Origin of the sequence: Streptomyces sp. 3MP-14 (genome assembly GCF_006334905.2) — a bacterium.
Classification (GTDB): domain Bacteria; phylum Actinomycetota; class Actinomycetes; order Streptomycetales; family Streptomycetaceae; genus Streptomyces; species Streptomyces triticirhizae.
The window spans coordinates 69,760-94,299 of sequence record NZ_VDLZ02000013.1; the positions used below are offsets into that span (position 1 = coordinate 69,760).

18 protein-coding genes are annotated in these 24,540 nt (G+C 71.5%); 11 read left to right on the forward strand and 7 right to left on the reverse strand.

Going from position 1 to position 24,540, the window contains the following annotated elements; genetic code table 11:
• Positions 1-24: 24 nt before the first annotated feature.
• Positions 25-1,056 (forward strand): alanine racemase, encoded by a 1,032-nt coding sequence (locus FH609_RS21235; protein WP_122183430.1) that lies wholly within the window; start codon positions 25-27, stop codon positions 1,054-1,056.
• 111 nt (positions 1,057-1,167) lie between these two features.
• On the opposite strand, the gene FH609_RS21240 is transcribed toward FH609_RS21235, so the two are convergent.
• Positions 1,168-2,250: an inositol-3-phosphate synthase gene (locus FH609_RS21240; protein WP_139670032.1), complete on the reverse strand. Its 1,083-nt coding sequence runs from the start codon at positions 2,248-2,250 to the stop codon at positions 1,168-1,170.
• A gap of 55 nt (positions 2,251-2,305) precedes the next feature.
• Positions 2,306-2,944 carry a PadR family transcriptional regulator gene (locus tag FH609_RS21245; protein ID WP_139670295.1) on the reverse strand — a complete coding sequence of 213 codons (639 nt, stop codon included), beginning with the start codon at positions 2,942-2,944 and terminating at the stop codon, positions 2,306-2,308.
• 450 nt (positions 2,945-3,394) lie between these two features.
• Between FH609_RS21245 and FH609_RS21250 the strand changes: the two genes are divergently transcribed.
• From FH609_RS21250 to FH609_RS21260, 3 genes are all read left to right on the forward strand, one after another.
• The gene (locus tag FH609_RS21250; RefSeq protein WP_139670034.1) at positions 3,395-6,142 is read left to right on the forward strand and encodes a transglycosylase domain-containing protein; all 2,748 of its coding nucleotides are present in this window, start codon (positions 3,395-3,397) and stop codon (positions 6,140-6,142) included.
• Between the two features lie 204 nt (positions 6,143-6,346).
• Positions 6,347-7,882, forward strand: coding sequence for a glycosyltransferase family 87 protein (locus FH609_RS21255; RefSeq protein ID WP_226961855.1), 1,536 nt, complete (start codon positions 6,347-6,349; stop codon positions 7,880-7,882).
• Positions 7,872-9,218 carry an MFS transporter gene (locus FH609_RS21260; RefSeq protein WP_226961856.1) on the forward strand — a complete coding sequence of 449 codons (1,347 nt, stop codon included), beginning with the start codon at positions 7,872-7,874 and terminating at the stop codon, positions 9,216-9,218. The genes FH609_RS21255 and FH609_RS21260 overlap by 11 nt, the downstream gene beginning before the upstream one ends.
• A 28-nt stretch (positions 9,219-9,246) precedes the next feature.
• On the opposite strand, the gene FH609_RS21265 is transcribed toward FH609_RS21260, so the two are convergent.
• Positions 9,247-10,806: a CCA tRNA nucleotidyltransferase gene (locus FH609_RS21265; RefSeq protein WP_139670040.1), complete on the reverse strand. Its 1,560-nt coding sequence runs from the start codon at positions 10,804-10,806 to the stop codon at positions 9,247-9,249.
• 106 nt (positions 10,807-10,912) lie between these two features.
• On the opposite strand from FH609_RS21265, the gene FH609_RS21270 reads away from it, so the two are divergent.
• From FH609_RS21270 to trxA, 7 genes are all read left to right on the forward strand, one after another.
• On the forward strand, positions 10,913-13,207 hold the full coding sequence (locus FH609_RS21270; protein ID WP_139670042.1) for a DUF6049 family protein: 2,295 nt from the start codon (positions 10,913-10,915) through the stop codon (positions 13,205-13,207).
• Between the two features lie 34 nt (positions 13,208-13,241).
• The gene (gene murJ / locus FH609_RS21275; protein ID WP_139670044.1) at positions 13,242-15,665 is read left to right on the forward strand and encodes a murein biosynthesis integral membrane protein MurJ; all 2,424 of its coding nucleotides are present in this window, start codon (positions 13,242-13,244) and stop codon (positions 15,663-15,665) included.
• 142 nt (positions 15,666-15,807) lie between these two features.
• The gene (locus tag FH609_RS21280) at positions 15,808-17,508 is read left to right on the forward strand and encodes a protein kinase family protein (protein WP_139670046.1); all 1,701 of its coding nucleotides are present in this window, start codon (positions 15,808-15,810) and stop codon (positions 17,506-17,508) included.
• 63 nt (positions 17,509-17,571) lie between these two features.
• Complete coding sequence (gene sigM, locus FH609_RS21285; protein WP_139670048.1) at positions 17,572-18,261, forward strand: RNA polymerase sigma factor SigM; 690 nt, start codon at positions 17,572-17,574, stop codon at positions 18,259-18,261.
• Entirely contained in the window at positions 18,258-19,145 is an 888-nt protein-coding gene (locus FH609_RS21290; protein WP_139670050.1) for an anti-sigma factor family protein, read from the forward strand. Before sigM ends, FH609_RS21290 begins: the two co-directional genes overlap by 4 nt.
• A gap of 194 nt (positions 19,146-19,339) precedes the next feature.
• Positions 19,340-20,308 (forward strand): thioredoxin-disulfide reductase, encoded by a 969-nt coding sequence (gene trxB / locus FH609_RS21295; protein WP_139670052.1) that lies wholly within the window; start codon positions 19,340-19,342, stop codon positions 20,306-20,308.
• Between the two features lie 53 nt (positions 20,309-20,361).
• The gene (gene trxA, locus FH609_RS21300; protein WP_139670054.1) at positions 20,362-20,691 is read left to right on the forward strand and encodes a thioredoxin; all 330 of its coding nucleotides are present in this window, start codon (positions 20,362-20,364) and stop codon (positions 20,689-20,691) included.
• 87 nt (positions 20,692-20,778) lie between these two features.
• Here trxA and FH609_RS21305 read toward each other — a convergent pair whose 3' ends face one another.
• From FH609_RS21305 to FH609_RS21320, 4 genes are all read right to left on the reverse strand, one after another.
• Positions 20,779-21,909 (reverse strand): ParB/RepB/Spo0J family partition protein, encoded by a 1,131-nt coding sequence (locus FH609_RS21305; protein WP_139670056.1) that lies wholly within the window; start codon positions 21,907-21,909, stop codon positions 20,779-20,781.
• Positions 21,906-22,964 (reverse strand): ParA family protein, encoded by a 1,059-nt coding sequence (locus tag FH609_RS21310; RefSeq protein ID WP_139670058.1) that lies wholly within the window; start codon positions 22,962-22,964, stop codon positions 21,906-21,908. The genes FH609_RS21305 and FH609_RS21310 overlap by 4 nt, the downstream gene beginning before the upstream one ends.
• Positions 22,965-23,289: 325 nt before the next feature.
• On the reverse strand, positions 23,290-24,027 hold the full coding sequence (gene rsmG / locus FH609_RS21315) for a 16S rRNA (guanine(527)-N(7))-methyltransferase RsmG (RefSeq protein WP_226961858.1): 738 nt from the start codon (positions 24,025-24,027) through the stop codon (positions 23,290-23,292).
• Complete coding sequence (locus tag FH609_RS21320) at positions 24,024-24,530, reverse strand: protein jag (RefSeq protein ID WP_139670060.1); 507 nt, start codon at positions 24,528-24,530, stop codon at positions 24,024-24,026. The genes rsmG and FH609_RS21320 overlap by 4 nt, the downstream gene beginning before the upstream one ends.
• Positions 24,531-24,540 lie beyond the last annotated feature (10 nt).

Below are 24,540 nucleotides of genomic sequence, written 5' to 3' on the forward strand. Positions count from 1 at the left end.
ACAGTAGAAAGGGTCACCCCGGCCATGGCGCTCACCCTTTACGTCGAGACCGACCGCTGGCGGGCGCACCAGCGGTCGGTCGTCGCCGACTTCCCCGGTCTGGTTCCCGTGTGCAAGGGCAACGGCTACGGCTTCGGCCACGACCGGCTGGCGGAGGAGGTCTCCCTGCTGGAGCTGGACATGATCGCGGTGGGGACCACCTACGAGGCCGCCGCCATGAAGGACCGCTTCAGCGGCGACATCCTCGTGCTGACGCCCTACCGCCGCACCGAGGAGCCGGTGCCACTGCCGGACCGGGTGGTGCGTTCGGCCTCGTCCGTGGACGGCGTCTACGGGCTGGTCGGCTCGCGGGTGGTGGTCGAGGTGATGAGTTCGATGAAGCGCCACGGCGTGACCGAACGCGACCTGGGCAAGCTGCACGCCGCGCTCGACGACGTCCGCCTGGAGGGCTTCGCGATCCATCTGCCGCTGGACCGCACCGACGGCAGCGACGCCGTGGAGGAGGTCATCGGCTGGATGGACCGGCTACGGGCCGCCCGGCTGCCGCTGGACACCATGTTCGTCAGCCACCTCAGCTCGCGCGAACTGGCGCGGCTGCGGCAGCAGTTCCCGCAGACCAGGTTCCGGGCCCGGATCGGCACCCGGCTCTGGCTGGGCGACCACGGCGCGACCGAGTACCGGGGCGCGGTGCTCGACGTCACCCCGGTCGCCAAGGGGGACCGCTTCGGCTACCGGCAGCAGAAGGCGCCGGGCGACGGCTGGCTGGCCGTGGTGGCCGGCGGCACCTCGCACGGGGTCGGGCTGGAGGCGCCCAAGGCGCTGCACGGGATGACGTCGCGGGCCAAGGGGATGGCCAGGGCCGGGCTGGCGACGGTCAACCGGAACCTCTCGCCGTTCGTCTGGGACGACAAGCAGCGCTGGTTCGCCGAGCCGCCGCACATGCAGGTGTCGATCCTGTTCGTGCCGGCGGACGCCAAGGAGCCCAAGGTGGGCGACGAGTTGAAGGCGATCCTGCGGCACACCACGACCCAGGTGGACCGCCTGACGGACCGCTGAACGGCGCGGCGCCTCGGCGTCGGCCCCATGAAACGGCGGCAGCCCCGGAAACGGGCCGGGGCTGCCGCTGGGTGTCGGGTCACGCCGCGCGTGACGCCGGGTGGGGCGACCTCAGTTGTCGACCTCGCCACGGATGAACTTCTCGACGCTCTCCCGCGCCACGTCGTCGAAGTACTGCACGGGCGGGGACTTCATGAAGTACGAGGAGGCGGAGAGCACGGGGCCGCCGATGCCCCGGTCCTTGGCGATCTTCGCCGCGCGCAGCGCGTCGATGATCACGCCGGCCGAGTTCGGGGAGTCCCAGACCTCCAGCTTGTACTCCAGGTTGAGCGGCACGTCGCCGAACGCGCGCCCCTCAAGGCGCACATAGGCCCACTTGCGGTCGTCCAGCCAGGCCACATAGTCCGACGGGCCGATGTGCACGTTCTTCTCGCCGAGGTCCCGGTCGGGGATCTGGGAGGTGACGGCCTGGGTCTTGGAGATCTTCTTGGACTCCAGCCGGTCGCGCTCCAGCATGTTCTTGAAGTCCATGTTGCCGCCGACGTTCAGCTGCATCGTGCGGTCCAGGATGACGCCCCGGTCCTCGAACAGCTTGGCCATCACGCGGTGGGTGATGGTGGCGCCCACCTGCGACTTGATGTCGTCGCCCACGATCGGGACGCCGGCCTCGACGAACTTGTCGGCCCACTCCTTGGTGCCGGCGATGAAGACCGGCAGGGCGTTGACGAAGGCGACCTTGGCGTCGATGGCGCACTGCGCGTAGTACTTGGCGGCGTCCTCGGAGCCGACCGGCAGGTAGCAGATCAGCACGTCGGCCCTGGTGTCCTTGAGGACCTGGACGACGTCGACCGGCTGGTCGTCGGACTCGACGATGGTCTCCCGGTAGTACTTGCCCAGACCGTCGAGGGTCTGCCCGCGCTGCACGGTCACGCCGGTGGGGGGCACGTCACAGATCTTGACGGTGTTGTTCTCGCTGGCGCCGATGGCATCGCTCAGATCGATGCCGACCTTCTTGGCGTCAACGTCGAAGGCGGCCACGAACTCGATGTCCGAGACGTGGTACTCGCCGAACTGGACGTGCATCAGACCCGGGACGCGGCTGTCCGGGGCGGCGTCCTTGTAGTACTCGACGCCCTGTACCAGCGAGGCGGCGCAGTTGCCCACGCCGGCGATGGCTACGCGAACCGAACCCATTCCGGTTGCTCCCTGTTGTGTGTTCTCGACGTGACCCCGCTCCGTCGCGGGGGGATTAGTTGGTGCTGTCGTCGGACGGATCGGGGCGTGCGCGCTCCCGCGCGCCTCCCTGGCCGCGCTGTTCGCGCTGCTCCTGTCCTTCCCGCTCGCTCTCGATCAGCTCGTTGAGCCAGCGGACTTCACGCTCCACGGACTCCATGCCGTGACGCTGCAACTCCAGGGTGTAAGCGTCCAGCTTCTCCCTGGTGCGGGCCATGGAGGCCCGCATCTTGGCGAGACGCTCCTCAAGCCGACTGCGGCGGCCCTCCAGGACGCGCATCCGCACGTCCCGCGAGGTCTGGCCGAAGAAGGCGAAGCGCACCCCGAAGTGCTCGTCCTCCCAGGAGTCAGGGCCGGTCTGCGCGAGCAGCTCCTCGAAGCGCTCCTTGCCCTCGGCCGTGAGCCGGTAGACGATCCTGGCGCGACGGTTGGACAGCGGCGTGGCCCGGGGGTCGTCCGGATCGCGGCCCGACTCCTCGGCCAGCCAGCCCTGTTGGACCAGCGCCTTGAGGCACGGGTAGAGGGAGCCGTAGCTGAAGGCACGGAAGACGCCGAGCGAGGTGTTGAGCCGCTTGCGCAGCTCGTACCCGTGCATCGGGGCCTCGCGCAGGAGGCCGAGTACGGCGAACTCCAGAACGCCCGATCTCCGGCTCACCCGGGAGTTCACCTCCGTCCGCATCCGTTGTGCCTTGCCTTGCCTTACCTGTCCGCGCCTCACGGGGAGGCTCGTCCGTCCGCATCCGGGCGATACTCGCACGGGTACTCGCTCTGATGCATTGAACCGATGTATCAGCTCGATACATCGCAAAGATAGAACGCCGGGGCGAGGTCGGCAAGCGCGGGGATGGTGAAGGGGGTCACATCTTTGGTTCACCGTCAAGGTAATGCCCCAATTGCCCATTCTGGCAAGAAAGATGGCTTTTGGCGCTGCGTAGTCTGGGCCCGTGCGGATCAGCCCAACGGGGAACCTTGCGGAGCGCGATGACGTCTCCGTGCTAGGTGACGTGCGCCCGAATGTGGGATCAGGTCGCACACCGGGGGATCGGGCCACCAGAAGTACCCGCCGTCCACAGGCAGGGATGTCTGTCCTAGGAGTAGCTGCCCCATGAGCGAGCACCGTCGCAAGCCGCCGCAGTCGCGTGGTCGCCGGGCCGCGTCGTCCGGCCATCGCGCCGAGCCGCCGCCCGCTCCCCCGTCGGCTCCGGACGCCCCGCCGGGGGTGCCGGCCCCGCCGGGGGTGCCGGCCCCGCCGGGGGTGCCGGCCCCGCCGGGGGTGCCGGGGCCGCGCGCCTACGGCAGTCGCGCGGAGGCGCGCAGGGCCGCCCAGCGCGGCGGCGGGGGACGTCGCCGCGCCGCCAGCGCCTCCGAGGGCGCCTCGGGCGGCGGGCGGCGGAGGCGGGCCGAGCCCAGGGGGCGGAAGCGGCTGATCGACTACCCGCGCTCCGACAAGCGCGGGGCACGCCGCTGGGTGCCCTCCTGGAAGCAGGTGCTCGGCTCGGCGGTCGCGTTCTTCGGCCTGCTGGTCGGGCTGGTCGGGCTGGCCTACGCCCTGACCGAGATCCCCGACCCCAACGAGCTGGCCCAGCAGCAGAGCAACGTCTACTACTGGGCCGACGGCGAGCGGATGGTGGTCTCCGGCGGCGAGGTCAACCGGCAGAACATCCCGTACGAGGACATCCCCGAGGCGATGCGGGACTCCGTGGTGGCGGCCGAGAACGCCACCTTCTGGGAGGACTCGGGCATCGACCCGATGGGCATCGGCCGGGCCGTGTTCAACATGGCCAGGGGTGGCGACGTCCAGTCGGGCTCGACCATCACCCAGCAGTTCGTTAAGAACATGTACCTGACACAGGACCAGACGCTGGAGCGCAAGGCGCGCGAGCTGCTGCTGTCCATCAAGGTGGGTGCGGAGCGCTCCAAGGAGTACATCCTGGAGGGCTACCTCAACACCTCCTACTACGGCCGCGGCGCCCACGGCATCCAGGCCGCCGCGCAGGCGTACTTCGGCGTGGACGCCGCCGACCTCGACCCGAGCCAGTGCGCCTTCCTCACCAACCTGCTCAAGGGCCCGGCGCTCTACGACCCCTACGGCGCCACCGGCGAGATCGACGAGGCCAATCTCGAACGCGCCCAGGAGCGTTGGCAGTACGTGCTGGACCGCCGGCTGGAGGTGGGCAACCTCTCCCAGGCCGAGTACGAGGAGATCAACGAGTTCCCCGAGGTGCGTGAGCCCACCCCCGCCATGGAGAAGGAGGGTCAGATCGGCTATCTGACCACCCTGGTGGACAACTACCTCATCGCGAACGACATCGTCAGCGAGGAGGACCTGGCCAAGGGCGGCTACCAGATCCACACCACCTTCGACCGGCAGATGATGGACCAGATGGAGGAGGCCGTCACCCAGGTCGAGGAGGAGTACATCGACCCCGAGGCCCGCCCCGAGGACCGGCACGTGCAGTTCGGCGCGGCCTCGGTGGTGCCGGGCGACGGCGCGATCGTGGCGATCTACGGCGGCGCCGGCTACCCCGAGCACTATGTGAACAACGCCGACGCGCCCAACGCCCAGGTGGGGTCGACGTTCAAGCCCTTCGTGCTGGCGGCGGCGATGCAGGAAGGCGTCCGCGATCCCGAGGGCGGCCCCGATCAGAGCCGCGAGGACCGCGTCCAGCTCTCGCCCGAGAGCGTCTACCTCAGCGAGGACCGGCTCCAGATCAACAAGTACAACGGCGATCCGCTGCTGGTCGAGGACGAGGAGACCGGCGAGGACGTCGAGTGGTTCCAGGCCAACTTCGAGGGCAGATCCCAGGGCGAGGTGACGCTGCGGGAGGCCATGGAGGTCTCGGCCAACACGCCGTTCGTCCAGCTGGGCATGGACATCGGCCCCAGCACCGTCAGCCAGGTGGCCCAGGACGCCGGCCTGTTGGAGTCCAGCCTCGGCCCGGCCGACGACTCGGTGCCGTCGTTCGCCCTGGGCGTCTCCACGCCGGGGCCGATCCGGATGGCCACCGCCTACGCCACCTTCGCCGCCAGCGGCGAGCGGGCCGATCCCTACTCGGTCGTCTCGGTCGTCAAGCCGGACGGTTCCACGTGGGAGCACGAGTCCGCGACCGAGCGGGCCATCGAGGCGGCGGTCGCCGACAACGTGACCGACGTGCTCACCGACGTGGTGGAGAGCGAACAGGGCAGCGGCCACCGGATCGTCGAGGAGGGCTTCGACAAGCCGGTGGCGGGCAAGACCGGCACCACCGACGACAACAAGAGCGCGTGGTTCGTGGGTTACACCCCGCACCTCTCGACCTCCGTCGGCATGTGGCGCATCGCGGACGACGCGGAGGACCTCGCGGAGGGCGAGGAGGCCGGCTTCATGTCGATGCGCGGCACGGCCGGCATGGAGCGGATCAACGGCTCCAGCCTCCCCCTCTCCGTCTGGCTGGCCTTCATGCAGGAGGCCACCGCCGACGACGAGCCCACGGAGTTCCCGGAGCCGCCGGAGATCGGGGAGACCATCTGGGGCGGTGGCGCGGAGAGCCCGCCGCCGGTGCCGACCGAGACGCCCGACCCCGAGCCGACCGAGGAGGAGCAGCCCGACCCGGAGCCCACCGAGACGGAACCCGACCCGGAGCCCACCGAGACGGAACCCGATCCCGAGCCCACCGAGCCCTGCCAGATCTGGGAACCGAACTGCGAAACCGGCGGCCAGGACGGCGGTCAGGACGCCGGCCAGGATGCCGGAGCCGACCAGGGCGGCGGAGAGAACGGCGGCAACGTCGGGACCGACCAGGGCCAGGACGCCGGACAGGACAACGGCGGCGGCGGGAGCGAAGACAGCGGATCGCTCTGGGGCCAGGGTTAGCGACGCTCCACACCGAGGGCACACCGAGGGCCGGGCATGGGCAGGGACCCATCGCCCGGCCCTCGGCCGTTCCCACGCCGGGCGCCCCGGTCCCGGCCGCCAGGTTCGTCAGGCCCCGGCCGCTCGCCGCGCGACGACGCACCACACGCCGCGCGCCCGACCCGCGCTCCGCCCCCGGTGCGGGCCGTGCGGCAGGATGGGCCCATGGCGCATCCCCACGAGTCGACCGTCGTTCACCCCACCGCCCAGGACGAAGTGGCGGCGGCGGGCAGCGAGTTGATCGGTGGGCCCGTCGGCCGGCGTGCGGTCCGGGGCGGCGGCTGGTGGAGCCCGGTGCGGCTGATCGCGCTGATCGCGATCGGGATGTTCGCTCTGGGGATGGTCCAGAAGGCGCCCTGCTACGACGAGTACTGGTTCTACGGCGCCACCGGCCAGTACACCCACGCCTGCTACTCCGACATCCCGCACCTCTACGGTTCGCGCGGCTTCGCCGAGGGGAAGATCCCCTACTTCGACAAGCTGCCCGACTCGGTCTCCGGCGGCATGGAGTACCTGGAGTACCCCGTGCTCACCGGGTTCTTCATGCAGGCCGCCTCCTGGCTCACCCCGGGCGGCGGCGGGATACGCGAGGCTCAGCTCTACTGGATGATCAACGCGGGGCTGCTGCTGGTGTGCGCCGTGGTGATCGCCGTCTGCGTGACCCGGCTGCACCGCGACCGGCCCTGGGACGGCCTGCTGGTCGCGCTGGCCCCGGCCCTGGCGCTCAACGCCACCATCAACTGGGACCTGTTGGCCGGCGCGCTCACCTGTGCCGGGCTGCTGCTGTGGTCGCGGGGCCGGGCTGTGGGGGCCGGCGTGCTGATCGGCCTGGCGACGGCGGCCAAGCTCTATCCGGCCCTGCTGCTGGGCCCGCTGCTGGTGCTCTGCTGGCGCGCGGGACGCTGGCGCGAGTTCGGCGCCGCCACCCTGGGCGCGGTGGGTGCCTGGCTGGCGGTCAACCTTCCGGTGCTGCTGCTGGCCCCGAAGGGCTGGTCGAAGTTCTACACCTTCAGCCAGGACCGCCCGGTGGATGTGGGCTCGTTCTGGCTGATCATCTCCCAACGGGCCGACACCGCGCTGGAGTCGGTCAACACCTATGCCATGGTGCTGATGGCGCTCGGCTGCGCCGGGATCGCGCTGCTGGCCCTGAGCGCCCCGAGACGGCCCCGGCTGGCTCAACTGGCCTTTCTGGTCGTGGCGTTGTTCGTCCTCACCAACAAGGTCTACTCGCCGCAGTATGTGCTCTGGCTGATCCCGCTGGCCGTGCTGGCCCGCCCCCGCTGGCGGGACTTCCTGATCTGGCAGGCGTGCGAGGTGCTCTACTACCTCGGGATCTGGATGTACCTCGCCTATCGCCACGGGGAGGACCAGCAGGGACTCTCCGTCGGCGGCTACCAGTTCGCCATCCTGCTCCACCTGGTGGGCACCGCCTACCTCTGTGCCATGGTGGTGCGCGACGCACTCCGGCCCGAGCACGACCCGGTACGTCGGGACGGCTCGGACGATCCGGGCGGCGGGGTGCTCGATGGCGCGCCCGACGTCTTCACCCTGCGCCGCCGGCGGCCGTCCCCGTCCGCCACCCCCAACGCCTATGTCGCCTGGGGCACTTCCCGGCCGGCCGCTCCACCGCCCCCCGTTCCCTCCCGGCCCGATCGCACCTGGCCGCCGCAGACCACGGACGACGTTTCACGTGAAACCTGAAAGACAGCCGCAGCCCGAAGGACAGCCGCAGGGCGCCTCCGTCATCCGGGACCTCCGAGGGCTGCTGCGCGGCAGCGGCTTCCGCCGACTCCTCACGGTGCGGCTGCTCTCGCAGTTCGCCGACGGCGTCTTCCAGGTGGGGCTGGCCACCTATGTGGTCTTCGCCCCGGAGCAGGAGACCAGGCCGACGGACATCGCGGCGGCCATGGCCGTACTCCTGCTCCCCTACTCGCTGTTGGGGCCGTTCGCGGGGGTGCTGCTCGACCGCTGGCGCCGACGCCAGGTGCTCCTCTTCGGCAACCTGCTCCGCTGCGGGCTGGTCGTGGCGACCTGCGCCCTGATCCTGGGCGGCTCGCCCGACTGGCTCTTCTATCTGTCGGCGCTGCTGGTGACGGCGGTGAACCGCTTCGTCCTGGCCGGCCTCTCGGCGGCCCTGCCCCGGGTGGTCGAGGAGGAACGGCTCGTCGTCGCCAACTCCCTCTCCCCGACCGCCGGCACGCTCGCGGCCACCGTGGGCGGGGGCGCCGCCTTCGTCGTTCAGCTGCTGGCCCGCTCCCAGGGCGCCAAGGACACGCTGGCGCTGCTGCTGGCGGCGGCGATCTACCTCCTGGCCGGACTGTCCGCGCTGCGGCTGGGCCGGGACCAGCTGGGCCCGAGCGACGCCTCCCTGGCGCGGGACCTGCGGGCCGCGCTCGTCACCACCGGCCGAGGGCTGGTCGCCGGCCTCCGTCATCTCCACGAACGCCCCCTCGCCGCCGGCACGTTGACGGGGGTGGGGCTGATGCGGTTCTGCTATGGCGCGCTGCTGGTGACCGTGCTGATGCTCTGCCGCCACGCCTGGGACGACGGCGGCGACGAGGGGGTCGCGCTGCTGGGCGTGGCCGTCGGGGTCTCCGGCGCCGGCTTCTTTGTGGCGGCCCTGGTGACGCCCTGGCTGGTGGCCCGCCTGGGGCGGCTGGGCTGGTATGTCTGCTGCGCGCTGTCGGCGGCGGTGCTGGTGCCGGCGCTGGGCCTCTCGTTCCGGCCGGTGCCCATGCTGGTGGCCGCGTTCGTGCTGGGGCTGGTCTCCCAGAGCGCCAAGATCGTCACCGACACCGTGGTGCAGGCGTCGGTTCTGGACGCCTTCCGGGGACGGGTCTTCTCGCTCTACGACATGCTCTACAACATCGCCTTCGTGGGAGCGGCCGGGGTGGCGGCGCTGATACTGCCCCCCGACGGCCGCTCCCCGGCGTTGCTCTGCCTGGTCTCCGCGATCTATGTGCTGACCGCCCTGCTGATCCACCGGCTGCGACGGCGCACTGTTTCACGTGAAACGGCGACGAGCGCGGCGGGCTGAGCGCGGGAGCGAGGCCGGCGCGGCGCGGTCAACCCTGCTCGGCCCACCACTCCTTGAGCGCCGCCTCGGCGGCCTCGCGCCCCAGCGGCCCCTTCTCCAGGCGGAGTTCCAGCAGGAAGCGGTAGGCCCGCCCGACATCGGGCCCAGGCGGCAGCCCCAGGATCTCCATGACATCGTTGCCGTTGAGGTCGGGCCGGATGGCGTCGAGTTCCTCCTGCTGCTTGAGGCGCTCGATGCGCTCCTCCAGGCTGTCGTAGGCCCGGGAGAGCGCCTGCGCCTTCCGCTTGTTCCGCGTGGTGCAGTCGGAACGCGTCAGCTTGTGCAGCCGCTCCAACAGCGGCCCGGCGTCCCGCACATAGCGGCGCACGGCCGAGTCGGTCCACTCGCCGGTCCCATAGCCGTGGAACCGCAGATGCAGCTCCACCAGCCGTGAGACGTCCTTGATCAGCTCGTTGGGGTACTTGAGCCGGGCCATCCGCTGCTTGGTGAGCTTGGCGCCGACGATCTCGTGGTGGTGGAACGAGACCCGGCCGTCGCCCTCGAACCGACGGGTCTTCGGCTTCCCGATGTCGTGGAGAAGCGCCGCCAGCCGCAGCACCAGGTCCGGCTGGCCCTCCTCCAGGTCGATGGCCTGCTCCAGCACGGTCAGGCTGTGCTCGTAGACGTCCTTGTGCCGGTGGTGCTCGTCGCGCTCCAGGCGCAGGGCGGGGATCTCGGGCACCACCCGGTCCGCCAGGCCGGTCTCGACGAGCAGCGTGATCCCCTGACGGGGATGCGGGCTCAGCAGCAGCTTGTTCAGCTCGTCGCGCACGCGCTCGGCGGAGACGATGTCGATCCGCTCGGCCATCCCCGTCATCGCCTCGCGCACCGGCTCGCTCACCGTGAAGCCCAGCTGCGCGGCGAACCGGGCCGCGCGCAGCATCCGCAGCGGATCGTCCGAGAAGGACTCCTCGGGGGTTCCCGGGGTGCGCAGCACGCGCTGAGCGAGGTCGGCGAGGCCGTGGTGGGGATCGACGAACTCCTTCTGCGGCAGCGCCACACCCATCGCGTTGACCGTGAAGTCCCGGCGCCGCAGGTCCTCTTCGAGGGAGTCGCCATAGACGACCTCGGGCTTGCGGGAGTCCCGGTCGTACGCCTCGGAGCGGTAGGTGGTGATCTCCAGCTGGTACTCCCGGCGCCCGGCGGCGTCGCCGCCCGAGGGGGCGCTCTTGCGGCAGCCCACGGTGCCGAACGCGATGCCCACGTCCCAGACGGCGTCGGCCCAGGGCCGCACCAGCCTCAGCACATCCTCCGGGCGCGCGTCCGTCGTGAAGTCGAGATCGTTGCCGAGCCGGCCCAGGAGCGCGTCGCGTACCGAACCCCCCACCAGAACCAGGGTGAACCCGGCCTCCGCGAAGCGGGTGGCGAGATCGTCGGCGATGGGGGAGACCCGCAGCAGCTCCCCCACGGCCAGCCGCTGCGCCTGGCTCAGCTCGGGTGCGGCTTGGCGGACGTTGGTGTCTTTCCTGTCGTTCGGCACAACAGCACAGGGTACGTGCCCCGGGTCGTCGGGCACCGTCTCCGGGGGCCGGGGGAGCGGCCGATCCATGGCGTTCGCACGCTTCGATCATCGTTACCATGAAGGCGCGTTGAGGGCTGGGGACGGACCCCGGGACAGCGGGGACGAGAAGGAACGGGGCTGACGCGTGCCAGAGATGGCGGAGACACCATCGTCCCGCTCCGGTGGCGACCGGCGCGGGAAGCTCCTCGGGCGTCCTGGGCGCCGACTCTTCGGACTCCTCGCCGCGCTGCTGGCCACCCTTCTCTCCAGCGGGCTGGGACCGGCCTCGGCGGCCAGCGCGCCGCACGCCCGGACGGCGACCAACGAGGGCGCGGCGGCCACCGTTGCCCTCACCGAGGTGAGCCCGAGGGTGCCGGAGGAGGGCGACACCCTCACCCTGCGCGGCACCGTCACCAACGAGGGCGAGACCGCCATCCTCAACAGCTCGGTGGCCGCCCGCCAGGGCGTCCTCCTGGAGAGCCGCGCCGCCCTCGACGAGTCGATGGCGCTCACCGAGTTCAGCCTCGACACCGACGGCCCCATAGTGCAGGGGCACAGCCAGGACATCGGCACCGTCCGGCCCGGCATGTCCCGGACGTTCTCCCTCCAGGTGCCGGTCTCCGCGCTCTCGCTCGGCGCCGACGGGGTGTACCAGGTGGGCGTGACGCTCACCGGGCAGACCGAGGACGGCCGGTGGGACCGGATTCTCGGCATCGACCGCAGCCTGCTGCCCTGGACGCCCTCGGGCTCCACCGAGGGCGCGGGCACGCGCCTCACCTTTCTGTGGCCGCTCGTCTCCCGCACGCATCTGACCGCCCAGACCGGAGCCGACGAGGAGCAGACCCCCGCCTTCCGGGACGGCTCCCTGCTGGAGGAGATCTCCCCCGGCGGCCGCCTCCACCGCATGGTGACCCTCGGCGCCGACCTCCCGGTGACCTGGGTGATCGACCCCGACCTGCTCGCCTCCGTGGATGCCATGGTCGAGGAGTACCAGGTCTACGAGGGCGACGAGTTGGTCGCCGGCGACGGCCAACAGGAGGCCAGGGCCTGGCTCGGCGCCCTCCAGGACGCGGTCCGCAACGACGAAGTGGTCGCCCTCCCCTCCGGCGACCCCGACCTCGCCTCCCTCGCGCACCAGGGGCGGGAGGTCCAGGGCGCGCTTCGGCAGCTGGCCACCGCCACCGAGACGGCGGCCGTCACGGTCGACACGGTGCTCAGGGTCGAGCCGACCACCGACTTCGCCTGGCCCGTGGAGGGCGCGATCGACCCCTCGATCGTCTCGGTGGCCACCTCCGCCGGCGCCCACCATGTCATCGCCCGAAGCGACAGCCTGCGCGACGACGGCCTCGCCCACACCCCCTCGGCCGCCCGCCCCATCGGGGACGGCAACACCGCCGTGGTCGCCGACGCGACGCTCTCCACCCTCTTCACCGAGGACATGAGCAGCACCAGCAACGCGGCCATGGCCGGCCAGCAGCTCCTCGCCCAGACCTTCGCCATCGCCCGGCAGCAGTCGGACACCGAACGGAACCTGCTGCTCGCCCCGCAACGGATGCCGACCGGCGACCAGGCCCAGGCGATGGCCGACGCCATCCGCGCCCTCCAGGAGGACGCCGACTGGATCTCGTTCGACAACCTGAGCGCCACGGCCGCCGCCGAGCCCGACCCCGCCGCCAACCAGCGGGTGCCGAGCGCCGACGAGTACCCGTCCCGACTGCGTCAACAGGAGCTGCCCACCAGCGCGTTCCAGACGATGCGGGAGACCCAGCGGACGCTGGACGACTTCGCGGTCATCCTCACCCGCCCGGACCGGGTCGAGTCCCCCTTCGGCAACGCCATCCGCCGCGAGATGTCGACCTCCTGGCGCGGCCACGAGTCGGGCGCGGCCGCCTACCGCTTCGCCGTACAGAACGGCCTGGAGGACCTGACCGGCCGGGTCAGCATCATCCAGAAGTCCCCGATCACCCTCTCGGGGCGCAGCGCCACCATCCCGGTCACGGTGGAAAACAACCTGGTCCAGGACATCCAGGGTCTTGAGCTGCGGCTGACCTCAAGTCGCCGGCTGGGCCTGGAGGTCAGCGAGACCCAGCAGATCGCGGTGGGCGGCGGGCACAGCCAGACGGTGAAGTTCTCCACCACGGCGCGGGCCAACGGCCGCACGTTCCTGGAGGCCCGTCTCTTCACCACCGAGGACCAGAAGGCCTACGGGGAGCCGATGCGCTTCCAGGCCAGTGTCACCTCCTACACCCCCCGCGTGCTCATGGTGATCGCCGGCGGCCTACTGCTGGTGGTCCTCGCCGGGATTCGGATGTACACCCAGCGCAAGCGCGCCGCCCGAGAGGGCGAGGCATCGGAGGACGACGCCCCGGCGGGTGAGAGCGACTCCGACACCAACGACGGCGACGCCGGCACCCCGCCCAGGGGTGAGAGGCTGGACCCCGACGAGTGAGCCGGAGTCCGGACCGTGAACCTAAGGGGTAGCGATGCAAGCGCCGTATGACCGTGAACGCGGCCAGGCGCCGGACGGCGGTGACCCGTCCGGCTGGTCGGAGAACGCTCCGGACCAGGGCGGCCAGCAGTACCCGCAGCCGCCCCACCCCGGCTACGACCAGCATCCCGGTTACGACCAGCACCCCGGCTACGGCCAGCAGGCCGGCTACCCCCCGCAGGCCCAGCCGGCGGGCCCACCTCCGGGCCAGCACCAGCAGCACCCGGGCTACGACCCCTATCTCGCGGACAGCTACCAGCACGACCCGTACGCCGACCGCGACCCGCTGGCCCAGGACCCGGTGGGCGAGGCGCTCTACGACCGCACCGCCCACCCCCCGCCGCCGAACGCGGCCGGCCACCACGGCTATCCGGCGCAGCCGCCCGTCGACCAGCACTACCAGGACCCCGGGTGGGCGCCGAGCCAGCAGTACGACGCCGGCCCGTCGCCCTACGGGCAGCAGCCCCAACACCCGGGGGCCGGCGGCCAGTTCGGCGGCCCCGCCGAACTGGCGGGCCAGCCAGGCGGCTATCCGTCGGCGCCGGCCGAGCAGCCGAGGGCCGGGCAGCCGGACGACGCGTTCGCCTACCTCTTCCGCGACCAGCAGCACCCCGGCGCCGGCCCCGCCCGGCCCAACCCGGAGCCGTATCCCCGGCAGCCGCCGCACCCCCAGCACCAGTACCAGGCGCCGCCGGCCAGCCCGCCGCCCTCGCCGCCGCCACCCGCCGCTGCGCCGGCGCCCGCCGCCGACCCCACGCCGCCCCCCGAGTCGCCCAGCGGCGGCCGGGCCAGCAGCATCCTCAGATCCAGCGCGATAATGGCCGCCGGCACGCTGGTCTCCCGGATCACCGGGTTCGTGCGCCAGCTGGTGATCGTCGCGGCCCTCGGCGCCGCCGTGCTCGGCGACACCTACACGGTGGCCTGGGCCCTGCCCTCGATGATCTACTTCCTGATCATCGGCGGCGGCCTCAACTCCGTCTTCGTTCCCCAGCTGGTGCGGGCGATGAAGGACGACGAGGACGGCGGCGACGCCTACGCCAACCGGCTGCTGACCCTGGTGATGGTCGCCCTGGCCGCCCTCGTCGTGATGGGCATGGTGGCCGCGCCGCTGCTGGTCCGGTTGCAGACCGCCAAGTTCGCCAGCGACCCGGCGGCCAACGAGCTGACCATCACGTTCGCCCGCTACTTCCTGCCCACCATCTTCTTCACCGGCGTGTACACGGTGCTGGGGCAGATCCTCAACGCGCGGGACCGCTTCGGCGCGATGATGTGGACCCCGGTGCTCAACAACATCGTGGTGATCTTCACCTTCGGGATGTTCCTCTGGGTCTACGGGACGCAGCGCAGCTCGGAGATGTCGGTCTCCACCATCACGCCCGAGGGCATCCGGCTGCTGGGCATCGGCACCCTGCTGGGCCTGGTCGTGCAGGCCGGCGCCATGCTCCCCTACCTCAGGGCGGCGGGATTCCGCATCCGGCCCCGCTTCGACTGGCGCGGCCACGGCCTCGGCAAGGCGGCCCGGCTGGCCAAGTGGACCGTGCTCTTCGTCCTGGCCAACCAGGCCGCGCTGATCGTCGTCACCCAGTTCGCGACCTGGGCCGGCGACAACGCCAGCGCCGCCGGCTTCCCCGGCACCGGTTTCACCGCGTACAACAGCACGCTGCTGATCTGGCAGATGCCACAGGCCATCATCACCGTCTCCGTGATGGCCGCGCTGCTGCCCCGGCTCTCCCGTTCCGCCGCCGACAACGACACGGCGGCCGTCCGGGACGACCTCTCGCACGGGCTGCGCACCTCGGCGGTGGCCATCGTGCCGATCAGCTTCGTCTTCCTCGCGCTCGGCATCCCGATCTGCACCCTGCTCTTCGGCTCCGCCGGCAGCGACGCCGCTCGGTCCTTCGGATACATCCTGATGGCCTTCGGCCTCGGGCTGATCCCCTACTCCGCCCAGTACGTCGTGCTGCGCGCCTTCTACGCCTACGAGGACACCAAGACGCCGTTCTACAACACGGTCGTGGTCTCGCTGACCTGGATCGTGCTGTCGACGCTGAGCTTCGTGGTGCTCCCCGACCGGTGGGTGGTCGCGGGCATCGCCTTCGGCTACGGCCTGGCCTACGCGTTCGGCGTGGTGGTCGCCTGGCGCCGGCTGCGGCAGCGGATGCGCACCGACCTCGACGGCGCCCGGGTCGTCCGCACCTACATCAGGCTCTGCGGCGCCTGCATCCCGGCTGCGGCGATCGGCGGCTTCGTGGGCCTCGCGCTGCTGAACACGCTGGGGCAGGGCCTGCTGGGCTCCCTCGCGGCGCTCGGCGCGGGCGGACTGCTGCTGCTGGCCGTTTTCTATCTGGCGGCGCGTCGAATGCGCATCCAGGAGATGACGGTTCTGGTCAGCATGGTCCGCAGCCGCCTGGGGCGCTGACCTCGTGACTCGCGGAGGACCGGCACGGGCGGTCGCGGTCGGGACACTCCCCGGCCACCCTCCGTACAACCTCCCGGCGCCCTCACATGTCGTGCAGGGTGACGGACTAACGGCACAATGAACCTGGCAGAGTCCACGACCGATGGCCCGGAACGGGGAGGCGGAAGCGACGGTGGCGGAACGGAGCACGGCGACGAGCCCTCCGCAGGACCCGGCGAGCACCGAGCAGGCGTCGGACGGCCAGAGAGCCGAGGGCAAGACGGAGGGCACCGCGCAGGAGCGCCCCCAGCCCACCCCCGAGCCGGTCGAGCTGCACAGCGGGCACCGGCTGGCCGGCCGCTACCGGCTGGAGGAGTGCATCACCCGACTGGACGGCTTCAGCAGCTGGCGTGCGGTCGACGAGAAGCTTCGCCGGGCCGTGGGCGTCCATGTCCTGCCCGCCAGCCACGAGCGGGCGGCCACCGTGCTCTCGGCCGCCCGGGCCACGGCGCTGCTGGGTGACCCGCGCTTCGTCCAGGTCCTCGACGCGGTGGAGGAGAAGGGCCTGGTCCACGTCATCCACGAGTGGCTGCCCGACGCCACCCCGCTCCACACCGTGCTCCACGCGGGGCCGCTCGATCCCCACGAGGCCCAGGCGCTGGCCGGGCAGGTGGCTCAGGCCATGGCGGCCGCCCACCGGGAGAACCTGGTTCACCTCCGGCTCAACCCGGCCACCGTGCTGCGCACCGGGCCCTGCCAGTTCCGCATCCGTGGGCTGGCGGTCGACGCCGCGCTGCGGGGGATCGAGGTGGAAGACCCACAGCGGGCCGACACCGAGGCCATCGGGGCGCTGCTCTACGCGGCGCTGACCCAACGTTGGCCCTACCCCGAGGGCGTCTACGGGCTCAGCGGTGTCGCCGGCCTGAGCAAGGGAAGCCGGGAGCCGCTGCTCACCCCGGAGCAGGTGCGGGCCGGCGTCCATCGCGGACTCTCCGAACTGGCCATGCGCGCCCTGGTGAACGACGGCGCCACGGCGGTGAGCGAGAAGCCGGCGCTCACGACGCCGGAGGAGCTGAGCGCGGCGCTGGCCCAGTTGCCCCGGATCAGGCCGCCGGAGCCGACGCCCTCCGCCCTTCCCCAGTTCCACCAGCCGACCACCTACCAGCGGGGCACCCTGGTGGCCGGCGGCCCGCCAACGGCCCCGGGTCGGCCGGGCGTCGCGGGCGCCGCCGGGAGCGCTCCTCCCGCGCTGGGAGGGCGCTGGGGCACCGCCCTGAAGGTCGCGGTCTCGGCCCTGCTCATCGCGGCCCTCGGCCTGGGCAGCTGGCAGCTGGCGGACGCGCTGCTCAAGGGCGACACCCCCGCCGACGCGACGCCGGCCCCCGGGCCCGACGAGGGCGACGACGTGGAGGAGCCGCCGCCCGGGCCGCTGGAGGTCAGCTCCGTAACGGAACTCGACCCCGAGGGCTCCGGTCAGAACCCGGAGTCCGCACCGCTCGTCATCGACGGCGACCCCGAGAGCTACTGGCAGACCAAGAACTACTACGGGCCGTCCTTCGGCAACCTCAAGCGGGGACTCGGGCTGATCCTGGACCTGGGCGAAGCCCAGGAGGTGCGGTCGCTTACTGTGGAGGCCGTCGGCGACACCGCCGTCGAGTTCCGAGCCGCCCCGGCCGACGCGACCACGCCGCCGAGCGGCGCGGACGACTTCGTCACGCTGGACAGCGCGACGGGTAGCTCGCTCACGCTCCAGGGGGACGAGCCGGTGACAACGCGCTTCGTGCTCGTCTGGCTCACCGACCTGCCGCTGGGGAACGACGGCAACTACCGTGGCCGCATCACCGATATCAGCGTCAACCAGTAGTCGGTCCGGGGAACCGCGTGCCAGTGCGGGCGCGGCGGCCGAGGGGAGAGGGGAGGTTCCGTCGTGAGCAGTCAGGCTCCGAGCGAACCTGCCGTCGCCACCGACAAGGAGCTGCTGGCGAGCCATGTGGCCGGGGACCCGGACGCGTTCACCGAGTTGGTGCGGCGCCACCGGGACCGCCTCTGGCGGGTCGCGATGCGCACCCTCGGCGACCGTGAGGAGGCGGCGGACGCCCTTCAGGACGCGTTTGTCTCCGCCTACCGCTCGGCCCACACCTTCCGCGGGCACTCGGCCGTCACCACCTGGCTCCATCGCATCACGGTGAACGCCTGCCTGGACCGGGTGCGCCGGGCCCAGAGCCGCCGCACCTCGCCCATGCCGGAGCCGGAGCGGCTGGAGGACCTGCTGGAGCCCCACGAGTCCGCCGAGGCGCCGGCCGAACGGCAGGACCTGCGGCGCCAGTTGACGTCGGCGCTCGCCGAGCTGCCCCTGGAGCAGCGCGCCGCCCTGGTCCTCGTCGACATGCAGGGCTATCCGGTCGCGGAGGCCGCCCGCATCCTGGAGACCCCGGTGGGCACCATCAAGAGCCGTTGCGCGCGTGGCAGGGCGCGGCTGCTGCCGCTGCTCCGCCACCTTCACCCCAAGGCCTCCCCGGAGGAGGACGGGCCAAGGAACCAGACCCCAGGCCCATCCGTCCCATCTCCGAGGGGCGGGGAAGCACCCGGCGCCACCGAGAAGGAGGTGGGCACATGAGTGAGACACATCCCGAGCCCGCCGAGCTGGCGGCGCTGGACGAGGATCTGCTGACACCCTCCGAAACCGCCGGTCTCCGCGCGCATCTGGCGCGCTGCGCCGCCTGCGCGGCAACGCTCGACGAGCTGACGGCGCTGCGTCGAACGCTTCACGAGGAGACCGACCCGGGGCCCATCCCGGAGGATGTCGTCTTCCGCATCGACGCCGCCCTCGCCGCCGAGGCCGCCCGCCCCGACGCGCGTCCCGCCGCCGTCGTTTCACGTGAAACAGCGCGGAGCAGCCGACGGTACGCCCGGGCCCGCCTCGCGCTCGCCGCCGCCGGCGCGGCTCTGGCCGTGGGCATCGGCGCGGTGGTGCTGGAGGCCCTGGGCTCGGCCGGCGGAAGCGACGCCGGTGGCTCCATGGCCGACGCCCCCGCCGACGAGGACGGCGCGCTGCGCGCACCCGAGCCGCCGGTGGAGTCCCTGGAGGGTCAGGTCCGCGAGCTTCTGGAGAACTCCCACAGCCCCGAGGCTCCGGAGGAGCAGGAGACGTCCCCGGAGCAGGAGCCCCTCCCCGAGACGCAGCCTCCGACATCGCCGCCCTCCCCCACCAGCGCGCCCAGCGAGGAACCGACCGAGGGGGCCACCGAGGACCCCGGCTCGGGCGAGATGCACACGCTCTCCGACATGCCCACCTGTGTGGACGAGGCGATCGGCCGCCCCGAGGAGCCGCTCGCCGTCAACGAGGAGGACTACAACGGCACCGACGCCTATCTGGTGGTCTTCCCGCACAGCGAGGACCCGGAGTTGGTGACCGCCTATGTGGTGGACGCCCAGTGCGTCTCCGCCACTCCGCCGGTCACGGGGGAGATCCTGCTGGAGGAGAGCTACCCCCGCGAGTAGCGGCGCCCGGACCGGCTGATCGGCGTTTCCTTCTCGCGGCCCACGGTCGCGAGCCCTCCAGGTCGGAACACCTTCCGAGGAACACCCCCGGGGGCGCCAACGGCCTGGGAATGTCTGGGACCCTGGGAACCGTTAAGCGACTGAGGGCCCAGCCAGGGTCCCGGGTGAGAGACCACCAGACAAGGAAGATTTCCGTGAGCGACGTCCGCAACGTGATCATCATCGGCTCCGGACCTGCGGGCTACACCGCCGCGCTCTACACCGCACGCGCCTCGCTCAACCCGCTCGTCTTCGAGGGCGCGGTCACCGCCGGCGGCGCGTTGATGAACACGACCGAGGTCGAGAACTTCCCTGGCTTCCAGGAAGGGATCATGGGTCCCGACCTGATGGACAACATGCGCGCCCAGGCAGAGCGCTTCGGCGCCGAGTTGGTGCCGGACGACATCGTCTCCGTCGATCTCAGCGGCGAGGTCAAGACCGTCACCGACACCTCGGGGGCGGTCCACCGCGCCAGGGCGGTCGTCGTCGCCACCGGTTCCCAGCACCGCAAGCTGGGGCTGCCCAACGAGGACCAGCTCTCCGGTCGCGGGGTCTCCTACTGCGCCACCTGTGACGGCTTCTTCTTCCGCGAGCAGGACATCGCCGTGGTCGGCGGCGGCGACACCGCCATGGAGGAGGCCACCTTCCTGAGCCGTTTCGCGCGCAAGGTCACCGTCATCCACCGCCGGGACACGCTGCGCGCCTCCAAGGCCATGCAGGAGCGCGCCTTCGCCGACCCGAAGATCGAGTTCCTCTGGGACAGCGAGGTGGCGGAGATCCAGGGCGCGGAGGGCAAGGTCTCCGGGCTGGTCGTGCGGAACACCAGCACCGACGAGAAGTCGGAGCTTCCGGTCACCGGTCTCTTCGTGGCCATCGGCCACGACCCGCGTGTCGAACTCTTCAAGGGCGTGCTGGAGTTGGACGACGAGGGCTACATTGCGGTGGACGCGCCCAGCACGCGCACCAATGTCCCGGGTGTGTTCGCCGCCGGTGATGTGGTGGACCACACCTACCGCCAGGCGATCACCGCCGCCGGCACCGGCTGCTCGGCAGCGCTGGACGCCGAGCGCTATCTCGCGGCGCTGGCCGATGCCGCGTCCGTGACCTCGGAAGCCCAGGTCTGAGCGACCTGCGCCCCCTCCGAGACCCCTCAGGTTCCCAACAAAGGAGATGCACCATGGCTGGCGCCACCGTGACCGCCACCGACGCCGACTTCGAGGAGAAGGTTCTCCAGAGCGACAAGCCCGTGCTGGTCGACTTCTGGGCCGAGTGGTGCGGCCCCTGCCGTCAGGTCGCCCCCGCCCTGGAGGCGATCGCCGCCGAGCACGCCGACAAGATCACCGTCGTCAAGCTCAACATCGACGAGAACCCGGCCACGGCGTCGAAGTACGGCATCCTCTCGATCCCGACCATGAACGTCTACCAGGGCGGTGACGTCGTCAAGACCATCGTCGGCGCCAAGCCCAAGGCGGCCATCGAGCGGGACCTCACCGAGTTCATCGCCTGAGCGACGCTCGAAACAGCCGAAGGGCCGTCGCGTTTCACGTGAAACGCGACGGCCCTTCGCTCTGCCGCTCGCCGGCGGCGAGGACGGTCAGCCCTCCGTCGAGCCGCTCTCGGCCTCGCCCGGCTGCTGCTCCTCGTCCGAGGCCCGCTGCTCCAGCACCGGCCCCTCGCCCGGGGCCAACTGCCCCAGGATGCGCTCCAGATCCTCTATCGAGGCGAACTCGACGACGATCTTGCCCTTCTTCTGCCCCAGGTCCACCTTCACCCGGGTCTCGAAGCGATCCGAGAGCCGGTGCGCCAGGGTGTCGAGCGCGGGGGCGATCCGCTTCCCGGCCCTGGGCCCCCTGGACCGGGTGCTCTTCTTCTTGCTGTCGCTCTGGAGGGTGACGATCTCCTCCACCGCGCGCACGGACAGCCCCTCGGCCACGATGCGCAGAGCGAGCTTGTTCTGCTCCTCCGGGTCCTCCACGGAGAGGAGCGCCCGGGCGTGGCCGGCCGAGAGCACCCCGGCGGCCACCCGGCGCTGCACCGCCGGTGAGAGCCGAAGCAGCCGCAGGGTGTTGGAGACCTGGGGCCGCGACCGCCCGATCCGGTCGGCCAGCTCGTCATGGGTGCACTTGAAGTCCCTGAGCAACTGGTCGTAGGCGGCGGCCTCTTCGAGGGGATTGAGCTGGGCGCGGTGGAGGTTCTCCAGGAGCGCGTCCAGCAGCATCTTGTCGTCCTCGGTCGCCCGGACGATCGCGGGGATCGCCTCCAGGCCGGCCTCACGACAGGCGCGCCAGCGGCGCTCCCCCATGATCAGCTCATAGCGGTCCTCGGAGAGTCGACGCACCACCACCGGCTGGAGCAGACCCACCTCCTTGATGGAGGTGACCAGTTCGGCGAGGGCGTCCTCGTCGAAGACCTCGCGCGGCTGGCGCGGGTTGGGCGTGATGGAGTCGATGGGCAACTCCGCGAAGTGCGCGCCCGAGACCTCCTGCGGCTGCTCGCCGCCCCCGCCGTCCGCCGCCGGCGGGGTGGAGGGCTGCTCGGCCACCGTCCGGCGTCCGCGCTCCGGCGCGGTCGGCACGGCGATGCCGCGCTCGGCGGTCAACAGTGGGACGGCGCTGGGCGATACCGCGCTTCCCTTGTCGCTCTCGGCGGGTTCCTCCGCGCTCTTGGGCGCCGCCGGGATCAGCGCGCCCAGCCCTCGGCCCAGTCCTCTACGTCGCTCGCTCACTGAGCCCCCTCCGGGTTGTGCTGTTCCTGCTGCGGGATCGCGCCACGCAGCGCGATCTCCCGGGCCGCCTCCAGATAGGAGAGCGAACCGCTGGAGCCCGGGTCGTAGGTGAGGACGGTCTGCCCATAGCTGGGGGCCTCGGAGATGCGCACCGAGCGCGGGATGTTGGTGCGCAGCACCTCGTTGCCGAAGTGGCTCCGCACCTCCTCCGCCACCTGGGAGGCCAGCCGCGTCCGGCCGTCGTACATGGTGAGCAGAATCGTGGAGACATGCAGCCTCGGGTTGAGATGGCCGCGCACCAGCTCGACATTGCGCAGGAGTTGGCCGAGGCCCTCCAGCGCGTAGTACTCGCACTGGATGGGGATGACCACCTCGGCGCCGGCCACCAACGCGTTGACCGTCAGCAGCCCCAGGGAGGGCGGGCAGTCGATCAGCACATAGTCGAGTGGCTGTTCATAGGAACTGATGGCCCGTTGCAGGCGGCTCTCCCTGGCGACCACGGAGACCAGCTCGATCTCGGCGCCGGCCAGGTCGATCGTGGCGGGGGCGCAGAAGAGCCCCTCCACATCGCGCACCGGCTGCACCACGTCGGAGAGCGGCTTGCTCTCCACCAGCACGTCGTAGATCGAGGGCACCTCGGCATGGTGGTCGATCCCGAGCGCCGTGGAGGCGTTGCCCTGGGGGTCGAGGTCGATCACCAGCACGCGGGCGCCGTGGAGGGCAAGTGAGGCCGCCAGGTTGACCGTTGTGGTGGTCTTCCCGACCCCGCCCTTCTGGTTGGCGACCACCATGATCCGGGTCTCGGCCGGCCGGGGCAGCGCGCCGCCGGAGAGGTGCATGGCGGCGATGGCCTGCTGCGCGGCCCGGGCGACCGGTGCCCCGTCGGCGGGCGGCGGAGCACTGGTCGCAATATCAACGGCACCGCCCGGAGCGTCCGTCGGTTCGGACCGAGGGCCCGGGACCGGATCGGCCGTCGGCCCAGCAGTGTTGGCGTCGGACCGCAATGGTTCACTCTCCTCGACACGCACAGCCTCTGTGGAGTCAAAGCCTGCCATGTCTCGGGGGTTGCGAACCAGCGAGGACCGCTTACCTGTGGATGAAGGGCCCTCTGTGGATACAGGCGCCCCACTTTGGAGTGACGTTCGGGGACGACGGGCGCGCGGCTCGGCAGTCGCGCGCCCACGGCTGATGATTCCCTGGAGCAGCGAGCGGCGTTTCACGTGAAACACGATGCCCACGCTCAACTCCGGGGCTCGGCAGGACACTCCGCCCACGGCCAATTGATCCGGATGACCGTCGCTTCGGGCGAACCGGAACGGCGCCGAGAAACGACGCGCGTCCAGGCGCCGCCGGGCGCGGAACGGTCAGCGGGTGGAACGGTCAGCGGCGGGGGCGCCGGCTGGAGCCGCCGCGCCGAGCGGCCTTGGCGCGCTTGGCGGCGAACCGCACCCCGCCCGGGCTCTCCCCGACCTCGACGCGCACCACGGTGGAGGGCGGGTCGACCACGCCAACTCCCGCGCGGAGCACGGAACTCCGCACCATGCCGAGCTTGGCCAGCGCGCCCCGGGCGGCCTTCAGCTCCTCCTCGGCGGTCTCGCCCTTGATGGCCAGCATCTCGCCATAGGGACGCAGCAGCGGAACGCCCCAGCCGGCCAGCCGGTCCAGCGGAGCGACCGCGCGGGCCGTCACCACATGGACGGGCGTGAAGGTCGGCAGCACCTCCTCGGCGCGGCCCCGGACCAGGGACACCTGGTCCTCCAGGCCGAGCAGCTCGACCACCTCGCCCAGGAAGTTGATGCGCCGCAGCAGCGGCTCCAGCAGGGTGATCCGGAGGTCGGGCCGCACCAGGGCGAGCGGGATGCCGGGGAGCCCGGCCCCGGACCCCACATCGCAGACCGTGACCTCCTCGGGCACCACCTCGGAGAGCACCGCGCAGTTCAGCAGGTGGCGTTCCCACAGCCGGGGCACCTCGCGGGGACCGATCAGCCCACGGCTCACCCCGACGTCGGCCAGCAGCTCGGCATAGCGAACGGCGTCGCCCAGGCGCTCGCCGAACACCTTCTGCGCGGCCTCCGGGGGCTCGGGAAGCGTCGCCTCCACGGCGCGGTCCTGAGTCACGGCAGGACGACCACGCGCCGCTGCGGCTCCTCGCCCTCGGACTCGCTCCGCAGGCCGGCCGCCGCGACCGCGTCGTGCACGACCTTGCGCTCGAACGGGGTCATCGGCTGGAGCTTCACCGGCTCGCCGGAGTCCTTCGCCTGCTGCGCCGCCTGGGTGCCCAGCACGGTCAGCTTCTCCCGCTTGCGGGCGCGGAACCCGGAGATGTCCAGCATCAGCCGGCTCCGTTCGCCCGTCTCCCGGTGCACCGCGAGCCGGGTCAGCTCCTGGAGCGCCTCCAACACCTCACCGTCCCGGCCCACCAGCTTCTGGAGATCGCGCGACGGGCCATCCGAGACGATCGAGACCGCCGCCCGGTCCCCCTCGACATCCATGTCGATGTCGCCGTCCAGGTCGGCGATGTCCAGCAACCCCTCCAGGTAGTCCGCCGCGATCTCGCCCTCCTGCTCCAGGCGGGTCAGCTCGTCGGTCTCCTCGGCGGGGGCTGAGGTGGTGTCCGTCACGGGTGAGGCT

Coding starts and splice junctions, on each gene's coding strand:
- FH609_RS21235 (WP_122183430.1), top strand. CDS start 25: ATGGCGCTCACCCTTTACGTCGAGACCGACCGCTGGCGGGCGCACCAG.
- FH609_RS21240 (WP_139670032.1), bottom strand. CDS start 2,250: ATGGGTTCGGTTCGCGTAGCCATCGCCGGCGTGGGCAACTGCGCCGCC.
- FH609_RS21250 (WP_139670034.1), top strand. CDS start 3,395: ATGAGCGAGCACCGTCGCAAGCCGCCGCAGTCGCGTGGTCGCCGGGCC.
- FH609_RS21255 (WP_226961855.1), top strand. CDS start 6,347: ATGGCGCATCCCCACGAGTCGACCGTCGTTCACCCCACCGCCCAGGAC.
- FH609_RS21265 (WP_139670040.1), bottom strand. CDS start 10,806: ATGGATCGGCCGCTCCCCCGGCCCCCGGAGACGGTGCCCGACGACCCG.
- FH609_RS21270 (WP_139670042.1), top strand. CDS start 10,913: ATGGCGGAGACACCATCGTCCCGCTCCGGTGGCGACCGGCGCGGGAAG.
- murJ (WP_139670044.1), top strand. CDS start 13,242: ATGCAAGCGCCGTATGACCGTGAACGCGGCCAGGCGCCGGACGGCGGT.
- FH609_RS21280 (WP_139670046.1), top strand. CDS start 15,808: ATGGCCCGGAACGGGGAGGCGGAAGCGACGGTGGCGGAACGGAGCACG.
- FH609_RS21290 (WP_139670050.1), top strand. CDS start 18,258: ATGAGTGAGACACATCCCGAGCCCGCCGAGCTGGCGGCGCTGGACGAG.
- trxA (WP_139670054.1), top strand. CDS start 20,362: ATGGCTGGCGCCACCGTGACCGCCACCGACGCCGACTTCGAGGAGAAG.
- FH609_RS21310 (WP_139670058.1), bottom strand. CDS start 22,964: ATGGCAGGCTTTGACTCCACAGAGGCTGTGCGTGTCGAGGAGAGTGAA.